The organism is Desulfobaculum senezii (genome assembly GCF_054657395.1).
On the sequence record NZ_BAAHYU010000006.1, the window covers coordinates 1 to 10,834 of the forward strand.

Consider the following 10,834-nt stretch of genomic DNA (forward strand, 5'->3'; position numbering starts at 1 on the left):
GCTGGGAAGTGAGTAAGGCGCGGTGAGGTTGGCAGTGATTGACGTGGTTCATGCTGGGATATGTGCGGCGCTGAGGCAGGGGCTGCCGGGGCTGCGGGATGTGGTGGACTATGGCGTTGACAGGAAGCTCAACGCGCCGCTTGCTGTGGTGCATTTGGCCGGGATGGAGCGGGCCGGGGAGGCTGACGACGGCACCGAGCGCCTGTGGGTGCAGTGCCGTTGGGAGGTGTTCCTTGTGGTGGCCGCGCGCGTCTGCGGCGTGGAGCAGGAGCTTCGGCGTATGGCGGCGGCTGCGGCCACGCTGGTGCAGGACAATCGGTTTGGGGCGCAGGTCGCGCCCGCGCGGTTTCTGACGGCGGAGCCGAATGAATTTGAACCGAGCTTTTCCGGCGCGTTGTCGTGGCGGGTGGAGTTTGAAATTGATGTGCCGCTGGGCGAGAGCGTGTGGGATGGCGAGGGCGTGCCTGTGAAGCAGGTTCTGGCGTCGTATGCGCCGTTGGTCGGCGAGGACCACAAGGATAAGTACACCGAGGTAACGGCTGATGAACTTCCGAGTCTCTGACATGGAGCGGCGGCTTGCGTCGGTAATCCGCGTGGGCACCGTGGCCGAGGCTGACTATTCTGCCGCGCGGGTGCGCGTGGCCTTTGGCGAGGCCGTTTCGGACTGGTTGCCGTGGCTGACGCTTCGCGCCGGGAATGACCGCACATGGTGGTCGCCGGAGGTGGGGGAGCAGGTTGTGGTGCTGTCGCCATCGGGCGACACCGGGCAGGGCGTGGTGCTTGGCAGCATCTATCAGTCCGCGCACCCTGCGCCCGCGTCCTCGCCGGATGTAGACCGCCGCGTCTACGCGGACGGTGCCGTCATAGACTATGACCGCAGCGCCCACCGCCTGCACGCCGTCATCCCCGGCGACATCGTGGCCGAGGCGTCCAAGAATGTGACTGTGCAGGCGGGCGGCGTCATCAGCGCTACGGCCGGGAGCGCTGTGGAAGTCACTGCGCCGCAGATTACCTTGAACGGCACTATCTTTCTGAACGGTCCTATGACGCAGGGCGGCGGCTCCGGCGGCGGCAACGCCACATTGAAGGGCAACCTGCACACCGTGGGCGACATCACCACGGACGCGGACGTATGCGCGGCGGTGTCCCTGAACGGCCACGTTCATCCCTGTCCGCATGGCGGCGACACCGGAGGCCCGAAGTAGTGCGCGGCATCGATGCCACAACGGGCCGCGATCTGTCCGGCCTCGACCATTTGCGTCAGTCCGTGCGCGACATCCTGACGACGCCCATCGGCTCGCGCGTGATGCGGCGGGAATACGGCTCGCGTTTGTTCGAGCTGGTTGACGCGCCACTCAATGGCGAGACGCTTGTGGAACTCTACGCGGCCACGGCGGAGGCCATCGCCATGTGGGAGCCGCGCTTTCGTGTGGAGCGCGTCACCGCGCGCGAAGCTGGGCCGGGGCATGTGGAGCTTGATTTGGTCGGCATCTACCTGCCGGACGGCAGACCCGTGACCATGGAGGGCATCATCGTATGAGCGGGTTCTCGGATATTGATTTGTCCTTGCTTGCGTCGCCGCAGGTGGTGGAGGAGCTGGACGCCGAAACCGTGCTTGGCGAAATGCTGGCGGACTTCTGTGCGCGGCATCCGGAGCACACCGCGCTTGTGGAGTCTGATCCCGCATACAAGATTTTAGAGACCGCCGCCTACCGCGAAACGCTGCTTCGCCAGCGCGTGAACGATGCGGCCCGTAGTGTGATGCTGGCCTATGCCGGGGGGACGGATTTGGATCACCTTGCGGCTTTGGTGCCGCTGGAGCGCAAACTTGTGGCTCCCGGTGATCCGGAGGCGTATCCGCCTGTGCCGCCAACGTGGGAGGCCGATGCCGAGTTCCGCCGCCGCATCCAGCTTGCGCCTGAAGGCTTTAGCGTGGCCGGACCGGACCGCGCGTATATCTTTCATGCTCTGACTGTGCCGGGTGTGCGGGATGCTGCCGTAAGCAGCCCTGCGCCCGGTGAAGTGGTGGTCCATGTGCTCGGCCGTGAAGGCAGCGGTACGCCGGACCCGGTGGTGCTGTCTGCCGTGGAGGCCGCCTTGATGGCGGCGGAAACGCGTCCGTTGACGGATTACGTCACCGTGCAGGCGGCAGAGGTCGTCACCTATGCCGTCCGCGCAACCCTTGCCATTCAGCCCGGCCCTAGCGCGGAGGCCGTCCGTGACGAAGCCTTTGCGGATATGTGGGTCGTGGCTGAGGCAGGGCATGTGCTGGGTGCGGGGATGCCGTTGTCCAAGGTCTATGCGGCGTTGCAGGTGGAGGGTGTTGCACGTGTGACGCTGGCCGAGCCTGTGGCGGATGTGGCCTGTGCGCCGCATCAGGCCGCGTATTGCACGGGCGTGGAACTGGAGGTGGAGCGTGCCTAGGCACCTGCTGCCGCCAAGCGCAACGGCCATGGAACGGGCACTGTCCGAGGCCGTGGCGCGGTTGTCTGACGTTGGCGTGCCGCTGCGCGCTGTGTGGCGCGCGGGGGAATGCCCGGAGCCGCTGCTTGCGTGGCTGGCGTGGTCGCTGTCCGTGGACGCATGGGACGAAAGCTGGACCGAAGCACAAAAGCGCGAGGCCATCCGCGCGGCCGTGTGGGTGCACAGGCACAAGGGGACGCGCGGCGCGGTGGACCGGGCGGTGCGCGCCCTTGGCTACCGGGTGCGCATCCGCGAATGGTGGGAGGAAAACCCAAAGGGCGAGCCGTACACCTTCGCCATTGAGATCGAGGTGGATGATCGCGGCGTGGATGCAGGCCTGTACGGCATGCTGACGCGCGTGGTGGATGCGGCCAAGAACGCCCGCTCGCACCTGCGCGGTTTTGCCGTGGTCTCGACCTCGCGCGGATACGTTCATGCGGGGATGGCCCTGCATATGGGCGCAGCCCTCACGGTGTTGCCGTGGCGTCCTAAGAATATCGAGCAGACTTCGCCGCTGCATGTCGGCGCGACGCTGCAAACGTTTACGACTGTAACCGCTCAACCCTAGCGAGGACGATATGGCCAAGGACTTTTTTGTCATCCTCACCGAGACGGGCCGGGCCAAGCTGGCGAATGCCGTAGCGCTTGGCCGGACTGTGTCCCTGACGCACTGCGCCGTAGGCGATGGCGCGGGGCAGATGGTGACGCCGGATGCGGCGCAGACTGCATTGACCCGCGAGGTCTACCGCGCCCAGCTCAACACGCTGGAAACAGACCCGGACAACCCGGCATACATCGTGGCCGAATTGGTCATCCCGTCCGAGGAAGGCGGTTGGACCATCCGCGAGGCAGGCATCATTGACGCCGATGGCGATCTGTTTGCCGTGGGCAACCTGCCTGAGACTTACAAACCGCAGATTGCCGAAGGCTCCGCCGCCGAACTGCGCGTGCGCCTTGTTATGGAGGTGAGCAACACCGCCGCCGTGGAACTGAAGGTGGACCCGACGGTGGTGCTCGCAAGCCGCGGCTATGTGGACGCGCAGGTTGTGGAAGTCCGCACCCTGCTGGAAACCCACATCGCCCGCACCGACGATCCCCACCACACTATCCCCGAAGGCGGAGAGCCGGGGCAGGTGCTGGTGATGCAGGAGGACGGCAGCGTGGCGTGGGGAAGTGTCGCGGGTGTCCCCGTGGGGCAACTGTGCTGGTCCTCGCTCGGAGTCCCCCTGCCCGGAACAGTCCCAGCCAACGTCAAACAAAAGTTCCAGCGCGGCCTGTACCCGCAGCTGGACGAGGCCGTCCTTGCCGCCGGGAACTACCTGACCGACGAGGCCGCGTGGGACGCGGAAGCGGCGGCACAGGATGGTTCGTGTGGGCGGTATTGTGTGACGGACACGCACATTATCTTGCCGTGCTACAAACATTACTTTGCTGCGGCGCAGGAAGGTGTCACTGGTCGAGAGGTTGGAGATTGGATCGCTGGGGAGGTGCTGGCCCATAAGCATAAAAACGGTGTGACCGATGCAGGTGGAAGTGATTTTGTGTCTGTGTACGGGCGTACGGTTGAGGACCTGCCCGGATTTGTAGGAGCTAGTGGGGGAAACTCCCAGGAACAACCAGAATATCAAGGTTATACCTCAACTGATGGCGCAGGGGAGAACCTTGTTAATTCACTCGCAGTGCTCCCCTGCATCAAGGTAGCCGACGTGGCCGTGAACGCCGCGCAGGTGGACATGATGGCGCTGGCTGACCAAGTGGCGGTGATTAATGGGAACAAACTCGACAAAGCAGCAATCACAGCACCGGGAAGTGCGCCGCTGTATTTATGCAGGGCGTGGGTGAACTTCAACGGGATGGATACACCTACAATTATAGCAAGTGGCAACGTAAGTAGTATTACAGATAATGGTGTTGGGAACTACACGGTTAATTTCACTACCGCGATGCCTGATGCAAATTATTCTTGGAGTGCAAGCGCGGACGACCCAGTAGAAGGTGGTGGTTATGTTACTGTGTCGAGAGCGCCAGTTATGACCAAAACAGCGACCAGTTTGCAAATTATTGTGGTTTACAGTGACAAAAAGTATGACTCGCCATCAACTGTTCTACAAATCTTTTGCTAAGAGGAAACACATGAAAAGAATAATTTACAAAACAGACGGTAACAAAGTAGCGGTAATCATCCCAACGCCAGAAGCTCTACTGAGGCACGGAATAAAAGCTATTGCCAAAAAGGATGTTCCTTTTGGAACGCCCTACAAAATAGTTGATGCATCCGAAATTCCTGTTGACCGCACAGAGCGCGACCTCTGGACAATCGACGCCGCCGACCTGACCGACGGATTTGGAGGGAAATCGAATGCGTTTGATTAAAATTGACCAAACCAAAAAGTCTGAACTGCTCGCTACACAAGCCCGCACCGAGCGGGACCGTCTCATGCGCGAGGAGTACGACCCCGCCGTGATGCAGCTCTTGCGCAAGCGGCGCGTTGTCGTGGCCGCCTCGGGCGACACGGCGGGCATCGATGCGCAGCTTGCGGAGTGGGATGCGTACGCTAATGCGCTGGAGGCTGTGCCCGAACAAGTAGGTTTTCCCCGTGACATCATTTGGCCGGAAGCGCCTGCCGAGCCGTCTTTAGCTGGGGGCGCAGGCGCCTCTGGTGCGTCCGCCTCTGAACCTGCAACCAGTGAGGTCTAAGTTAATGCCTGAACAGTTTCTGCATGGCGTGGAAGTCGTCGAGATTGATGGTGGTCCGCGTCCCATTCGTACCGTGAAAAGCTCCGTCATCGGCATTGTGGGCACGGCTCCGGACGCCGACGCCAGCGTCTTTCCTCTGAACACTCCGGTCCTTGTTGCGGGCAACCGCCGCGAGGCCGCCAAGCTGGATACCGTGGGCGATGGCGCGGGCACGCTACCTGCCGCGCTGGACGGCATTCTGGACCAGTCCGGGGCCATGGTTGTCGTGGTGCGTGTGGACGAGGGTGCGGATGATGCCGCGACCATGACCAACGTGGTCGGCGGCGTGGATGAAGCCACCGGGCAGTACATGGGCGTGCAGGCCCTGCGCGCCAGCGCGTCTGTCCTTGGCTTTACCCCGCGCGTTCTGCTCGCTCCCGGCTTTACGCATCAGCGCGCCGAGGATGCGGACAATCCCGGTTCCTTCCTCAAAAATCCCGTCACCGCCGAATTGGAAGGCATTGCCGAGCGTCTGCGCGCTGTGGTCATCGTGGATGGTCCGAACTCCAACGACACCGACGCCATCGCCGCCATGGGCGACTTCGGCACCGCCCGCGTGTTCATGGTGGACCCGTGGGTGAAGGTCTACCGCGACGGCGAATACGTTGCCGAGCCTGCATCCGCGCGTGTGGCCGGCATGATTGCCCGTTCCGACAACGACCGGGGCTTTTGGTGGTCGCCCTCCAACCAGCAGGTGATGGGCATTTCCGGCACCGCGCGTCCTGTGGACTTCACCCTGGGTGACGTCAACTGCCGCGCCAACATGCTGAACGAGAAGAACGTCGCCACCATCATCAACGAAGGCGGCTACCGTCTGTGGGGCAACCGCACCGGATGCACCGACCCGAAGTGGTCCTTCCTGTCCGTGCGCCGCACGGCGGACATGATCAACGAGTCCATCCTTGCCGCGCACCTGTGGGCCGTGGACCGGAACATCACCAAAACTTACGTGGACGACGTGGTGGAAGGCGTGAACGCCTACCTGCGTCACCTCGAAGCCGTGGGCGCGATCCTTGGCGGCGAGTGCTGGGCGGATCCGGAACTGAATACGCCCGACCAAGTCCAGCAGGGCAAGGTCTATTTCGACTTTGACTTCACGCCCCCGTATCCGGCGGAGCACGTCACGTTCCGCAGCCATTTGGTCAATGACTACATCGAGGAGGTCTTCAACTAATGCCCGCAGAGAACATCTTGAAAAACTTTGCCCTGTTCGTGGACGGACGCGGCTACGTCGGCGAATGCAAGGAACTCCAGCTCCCGGCGCTGAGTCTCGTGACCGAGGACTTCCGCGCGGGCGGTATGGATACGTCCATCGCCATTGATATGGGCATGGAGAAAATGGAGGCCACGTTCACGCTGTCCAAGCAGTGCGAGCATATCCTCGGCAGCTTTGGCGTCATTCAGAACAACGGCATTCAGCTTACGGCGCGCGGCGGTCTGCAAAGCCTCGACGGGGTGGTGACGCCCGTGGTGGTGAAGATGCGCGGCACCGTGACCAAGATTGAGGACGGCGCGTGGAAACCTGGCGAAGCGGCCTCGCTGTCCGTGACTGTGGCGCTGACCTATTTCAAACGCGAACAGGGCGGCAAAACGCTGCACGAAATCGACGCCCTGAACATGAAGCGCGTCATCGGCGGTACCGATCAACTCAAAGAACTGCGCGACGCCTGCGGCATCTAAAGGAGGACACAGTGGAACGGATTACGCTTGAGTACCCGGTTCAATACAAGGGCCAAAAGCTGGAGACGCTGAACATGCGTCGCCCCAAGGTGCGCGACCAGATCGCCGTCCAGCGCGCCGGGACCGACGTGGAGCAGGAGCTTCGTCTGTTCGCCAACCTGTGCGAGGTGTCGCCCGAGGTGCTCGAAGGGATGGACCTCAAGGACTACACCAAGCTTCAGGAGGTGTACCGGGATTTTTTGTCCTAACGCCGCGAGAGGCGCGGCGGTGCGTGCTGCTTCTTGCGCGCTACACGGGGTGGTCGTGCGCGGAGCTGACGGGCATGGCCGTGGAGGACATGCTTGATTGGATAGCTGAACTACCGCAGGAGAACGCGAGCTGATGCGCAAGAAAATGTCCGCCGTGGTCGAGATTGGCGCGGCGGTATCCGATTCCTTCCGCACGACGACCAAGGCCGTGAAGGGCGACTTCTCCGGCATTGGGGAGTCCATTCGTACCGTGAAGGAGCAGCAGGACAAGCTGCAAAAGTTCAACCCGCAAGGGGTGCGCGAGGCGGGCCGCGAGTACCGGACATTGAAACGGGAGGCGGCCCGCCTCCGTCGTGAGTATGAGCGCTCCAAAAAGCCGACCAAGCGGGCACGGCAGCAGGTGGAGCGCGCCGAGAAAGCCGCGCGCAAGGCTGGCCGCGCCTATCAGTCCCAGCGCGAGAAGTTGAAGGGGCTGGAGAAGCAGCTTGAAGCCGTGGGCGTGGACACCAGCGCGGCGGCGCAGGAAACGAACCGCCTTGGGCGCGAAATGGACCGCCTGCAAACGAAGTACAAGCGGATGCAGGGCGTGCAGGAGCGCGCCGCCCGTCTCAAGAGCATGATTGGGACCACGGCCCGCTATACCGCTGTGGTTGGCGGGACCATCGGCGTCGCTGGCGCGGCCATGACCATGACGAACCAGCTCACGGCCAAGCAGACTGCGCTTGCCAAGTCCCTCAACGTCAGCGCCGACACCTTCGCCGCGTGGGGCGGCATTGCCAAGGAAGCCGGGTTCGAGGCCGACCACGTCGGCGACCTTATGGAGGAGATGAACAACAAGCTCGGCGAATCCGCAGGGCTTGAGGAAATCACTCCTGTTAAGGAGTCCCTGCAAATCCTTGGCCTCGGCTTTGAGGATTTGCAGAACCTTGCGCCGGAGGAGCAGTTCCTGCGTCTTGCCGAAGCCATTAAGGGTGTGGACGACCACGCGCAGGCCGTGAGCGCCGCTGATATCCTGATGGGCGGCGAGGCGAATAAGTTCTTTGGCTATCTGCGCACCCGTGAGGAAAGCGTAGAGACGTTGCTTGCCCAGCAGCAGGCGTTGAACCAGCTTTCCGACGAGGGCCGCGCCGGGGCGGAGCAGTACAACCGCGCCTTTGGACGGCTGAGTACGGTGGTCGGCAGTACGGCGGGCGAGTTCGCGGGGCTGATCGGCGGCGCGCTTGCGCCGTTGGTGAACGGTATAGGCATCCGGATGGCGGCGTGGGTGCAGGACCTGCGCGACGGGTTGTTTGGCGTGGGCGATGCCGTGAGCATGGCCGGACGTGTGGCCGCGTGGGGGACGCTGACGGCGGCCATTGGCGGCGTGGCGTTTGTGGGCGCTAAGGCGGCGATGGGAATGGCGCGCCTTGGCCGTGGCATTGTCGGCACCGTGGGCGCGATGGGCAAGCTTGGCCGTGCGGCCAGCGGCAAGGGCGGCGGGCGCGGTGGAGCCATCCCCGTGCGCGTGGTGAACGGCGGTGGCGGTTATGGCTCCGATGATTTTGGCGGCTCGGGCAGCAAGGGCAAGGGGCGGCGCTCACGCCGTTTGGGCAAGCTGGGCAGGCTGGGGAAACTTGGCAAGCTTGGACGCGTGGGGAAGCTCCTGCGCGGCGGCGGACGGCTCCTTGGAAAGTTCGCCAAGCCCCTCGGCGTGATGATGGCGGGCGCTGGCCTGTACAGCGCAGTGCGCTCCGGCGACAAGGAGGGCGTGGGCAAGAACCTTGGTAGCCTTGGCGGCTCCGCAGGGGGCGCGCTGGCCGGGGCCGCTATTGGTTCTGTGGTGCCGGTTGTCGGCACGGCTGTTGGTGGCCTGGTCGGTGGGATCCTTGGCGGCTTTGGCGGCGAGGCGTTGGGCGGCAAAGTGGGCAGTATGCTGGCTGAGAAGGAGAAGAGCGCGGCCAGTGGTACGCGCGCCGCGTTGAACGTGCCGGAGTCCCTGCCCAAGGCGGGCGGCGCGGGCGTGGCTATGGAGGTCGGCGGCATCACCATCAATGCCGCGCCGGGGCAGGACGAGGAAGCCCTTGCGTCGGCGGTTATCCGGAAACTGAACGGCATGCAGCGCACCGCAAAGCGGCAGGCGCTGTATGATTGGTAGGCGATATGTCGGACATCATGATGAAGCTGGGGCGGTATGCCTTCGGACTGAATTCCGCCGCGTATGATCAGGTGCAGCGAAGCACCGCGTACCGCTGGGCCGCGCAGGAGCGGCACGGGCGCGAGGCGGCGCTTCAGTTCCTTGGGCCGGGTGAGGAATCCATCAGCCTGTCCGGCGTGGTGTATCCACATTTCCGGGGCGGACTGTCGCAAGTGGAGGACATGCGGCGCGAGGCGGGGCAGGGCAAGCCGCTGCTCTTGGTTGATGGCCTTGGCCGTATCCATGGCAGGTGGGTTGTGCTGAACGTGGACGAAACACGGGGCACCGTCTTTGCCGACGGCGTGCCGCGTAAGATCGAATTTACGTTGAAGCTCAAATACTACGGAGAGTCCGATGCGGTATCGCACCAAGGATGGTGACATGGTGGACGCCATTTGCCAGCGCCATTACGGGCGTACGGCGGGCGTGGTGGAATCGGTGCTGGAGGCGAATCCCGACCTTGCTGATCTCGGCCCTGTGCTGGATGCGGGCGTGGTGATCGTCCTGCCGGAGTTGCCCGCGCCGGAGCCTGATGAAGGGGTGAGCCTGTGGGATTAGACCGCAAACTCTACGCGCCCGCCTTCCGCGTGGTGGCGAACGGGAGCGACATCACCAGCGCGATCCGCGAGCGGTTGGCGTCGCTCTCCATCACAGACGAAGCCGGGATGCAGTCCGACGCGCTGAGCATCACCCTTGCCGATACAGCGCCACACATCCGCCTTCCGGCCACGGGCGCGGAACTGCGTGTGTGGCTGGGGTACGGCGATCGCGCGCGGTATATGGGGCTGTATGTTGTGGATGGCCTCACCCTGTCTGGCCCACCGGGACAATTGGCCATCACGGCTAGCGGCGCACCGTTCGAGAAGAGCGGAACCTATTCGCAGCTCCAGACGCAGCGCACGCGCTCATGGACGCCGGGGACTGTGGGCGACGTGGTGCGGACCATAGCGGCGGAGCATGGCCTTGCCCCCGCCATTGCCGAAGACGTGGCGGGCGAGCCGCTGGGGCACCTTGATCAAATCGGGGAAAGCGACATGAATCTTCTTACACGCGTCGCCGCCGACATGGGTATGGTCGCCAAGGCCAACGGCGGAGCGCTGGTGTTCGTGAAGAAGGGCGAAGGCAAAACCGCCAGCGGCAAGCCCCTGCACACCGTCACGCTAACGCCTGAGGATGTGACCAACTGGAGCGTGGATATCACCGAGCGCGCTGCCTACCGCCGCGTCATAGCGACATGGCGCGACAAGGACGCCGCGCAGGACGTGGACGAAACCGTGGGCGAAGGCGAACCAGCCTTCCGCATACGCCACACCTACCCTTCCCGAAAGGCCGCAACCAAGGCCGCCCGCGCCAAGCTGGAAGCCTTCCAGAAAGGCAAGCAAACGGTAACCCTAACACTCCCCGGAAGGCCAGACCTGCAGGCAGAGTGTAAAATGGAACTGAGAGGCTTCCGCCACGGCATAGCCGGAACGTGGAGCGCCACCAAGGCTGTGCATCGACTCGGTGGCGCTGGGTTTGTGTCGGAGGTGGAGG

Annotated in this window: 15 protein-coding genes; all 15 read left to right on the plus strand. The window is 63.5% G+C overall.

The annotated features are described in order from the left end of the window. Positions 1-34 precede the first annotated feature (34 nt). Complete coding sequence (locus ACYQ2T_RS17670) at positions 35-562, plus strand: hypothetical protein (RefSeq protein ID WP_459902174.1); 528 nt, start codon at positions 35-37, stop codon at positions 560-562. Next, positions 543-1,205, plus strand: a complete 663-nt coding sequence (locus tag ACYQ2T_RS17675; protein ID WP_459902161.1) for a phage baseplate assembly protein V — start codon at positions 543-545, stop codon at positions 1,203-1,205. The genes ACYQ2T_RS17670 and ACYQ2T_RS17675 overlap by 20 nt, the downstream gene beginning before the upstream one ends. Then, a complete protein-coding gene (locus ACYQ2T_RS17680) occupies positions 1,205-1,540 on the plus strand; it encodes a GPW/gp25 family protein (RefSeq protein WP_459901641.1) in 336 nt (111 codons plus the stop codon). Before ACYQ2T_RS17675 ends, ACYQ2T_RS17680 begins: the two co-directional genes overlap by 1 nt. Continuing rightward, the gene (locus ACYQ2T_RS17685) at positions 1,537-2,424 is read left to right on the plus strand and encodes a baseplate assembly protein (protein ID WP_459902162.1); all 888 of its coding nucleotides are present in this window, start codon (positions 1,537-1,539) and stop codon (positions 2,422-2,424) included. Before ACYQ2T_RS17680 ends, ACYQ2T_RS17685 begins: the two co-directional genes overlap by 4 nt. Beyond that, positions 2,417-3,031: a phage tail protein I gene (locus tag ACYQ2T_RS17690; RefSeq protein ID WP_459902163.1), complete on the plus strand. Its 615-nt coding sequence runs from the start codon at positions 2,417-2,419 to the stop codon at positions 3,029-3,031. The genes ACYQ2T_RS17685 and ACYQ2T_RS17690 overlap by 8 nt, the downstream gene beginning before the upstream one ends. Before the next feature lie 10 nt (positions 3,032-3,041). Next, the gene (locus tag ACYQ2T_RS17695) at positions 3,042-4,586 is read left to right on the plus strand and encodes a phage tail protein (RefSeq protein ID WP_459902164.1); all 1,545 of its coding nucleotides are present in this window, start codon (positions 3,042-3,044) and stop codon (positions 4,584-4,586) included. Between the two features lie 10 nt (positions 4,587-4,596). Next, positions 4,597-4,836 carry a hypothetical protein gene (locus ACYQ2T_RS17700; RefSeq protein ID WP_459902165.1) on the plus strand — a complete coding sequence of 80 codons (240 nt, stop codon included), beginning with the start codon at positions 4,597-4,599 and terminating at the stop codon, positions 4,834-4,836. Beyond that, entirely contained in the window at positions 4,823-5,161 is a 339-nt protein-coding gene (locus ACYQ2T_RS17705) for a phage tail assembly chaperone (protein ID WP_459900066.1), read from the plus strand. Before ACYQ2T_RS17700 ends, ACYQ2T_RS17705 begins: the two co-directional genes overlap by 14 nt. 4 nt (positions 5,162-5,165) lie before the next feature. Then, positions 5,166-6,374, plus strand: a complete 1,209-nt coding sequence (locus ACYQ2T_RS17710) for a phage tail sheath C-terminal domain-containing protein (protein ID WP_459900065.1) — start codon at positions 5,166-5,168, stop codon at positions 6,372-6,374. Then, positions 6,374-6,880 carry a phage major tail tube protein gene (locus ACYQ2T_RS17715; protein WP_459900064.1) on the plus strand — a complete coding sequence of 169 codons (507 nt, stop codon included), beginning with the start codon at positions 6,374-6,376 and terminating at the stop codon, positions 6,878-6,880. Before ACYQ2T_RS17710 ends, ACYQ2T_RS17715 begins: the two co-directional genes overlap by 1 nt. 11 nt (positions 6,881-6,891) lie before the next feature. Continuing rightward, complete coding sequence (locus tag ACYQ2T_RS17720; RefSeq protein WP_459900063.1) at positions 6,892-7,128, plus strand: phage tail assembly protein; 237 nt, start codon at positions 6,892-6,894, stop codon at positions 7,126-7,128. Between the two features lie 133 nt (positions 7,129-7,261). Beyond that, positions 7,262-9,262 (plus strand): coiled-coil domain-containing protein, encoded by a 2,001-nt coding sequence (locus tag ACYQ2T_RS17725; protein WP_459900062.1) that lies wholly within the window; start codon positions 7,262-7,264, stop codon positions 9,260-9,262. A 5-nt stretch (positions 9,263-9,267) separates the two neighbouring features. Continuing rightward, the gene (locus ACYQ2T_RS17730) at positions 9,268-9,681 is read left to right on the plus strand and encodes a phage tail protein (protein WP_459900061.1); all 414 of its coding nucleotides are present in this window, start codon (positions 9,268-9,270) and stop codon (positions 9,679-9,681) included. Next, entirely contained in the window at positions 9,656-9,859 is a 204-nt protein-coding gene (locus ACYQ2T_RS17735) for a tail protein X (protein ID WP_459900060.1), read from the plus strand. Before ACYQ2T_RS17730 ends, ACYQ2T_RS17735 begins: the two co-directional genes overlap by 26 nt. Next, positions 9,850-10,834: phage late control D family protein (locus ACYQ2T_RS17740; protein ID WP_459902175.1), on the plus strand; the 985-nt coding region annotated here is incomplete at its 3' end. The genes ACYQ2T_RS17735 and ACYQ2T_RS17740, both read left to right, overlap by 10 nt.

Excerpts from the sequence above, each read along its gene's own strand:
- ACYQ2T_RS17675 (WP_459902161.1), top strand. The coding sequence starts at position 543 with ATGAACTTCCGAGTCTCTGACATGGAGCGGCGGCTTGCGTCGGTAATC.
- ACYQ2T_RS17685 (WP_459902162.1), top strand. The coding sequence starts at position 1,537 with ATGAGCGGGTTCTCGGATATTGATTTGTCCTTGCTTGCGTCGCCGCAG.
- ACYQ2T_RS17695 (WP_459902164.1), top strand. The coding sequence starts at position 3,042 with ATGGCCAAGGACTTTTTTGTCATCCTCACCGAGACGGGCCGGGCCAAG.
- ACYQ2T_RS17700 (WP_459902165.1), top strand. The coding sequence starts at position 4,597 with ATGAAAAGAATAATTTACAAAACAGACGGTAACAAAGTAGCGGTAATC.
- ACYQ2T_RS17705 (WP_459900066.1), top strand. The coding sequence starts at position 4,823 with ATGCGTTTGATTAAAATTGACCAAACCAAAAAGTCTGAACTGCTCGCT.
- ACYQ2T_RS17710 (WP_459900065.1), top strand. The coding sequence starts at position 5,166 with ATGCCTGAACAGTTTCTGCATGGCGTGGAAGTCGTCGAGATTGATGGT.
- ACYQ2T_RS17715 (WP_459900064.1), top strand. The coding sequence starts at position 6,374 with ATGCCCGCAGAGAACATCTTGAAAAACTTTGCCCTGTTCGTGGACGGA.
- ACYQ2T_RS17725 (WP_459900062.1), top strand. The coding sequence starts at position 7,262 with ATGCGCAAGAAAATGTCCGCCGTGGTCGAGATTGGCGCGGCGGTATCC.
- ACYQ2T_RS17730 (WP_459900061.1), top strand. The coding sequence starts at position 9,268 with ATGTCGGACATCATGATGAAGCTGGGGCGGTATGCCTTCGGACTGAAT.
- ACYQ2T_RS17735 (WP_459900060.1), top strand. The coding sequence starts at position 9,656 with ATGCGGTATCGCACCAAGGATGGTGACATGGTGGACGCCATTTGCCAG.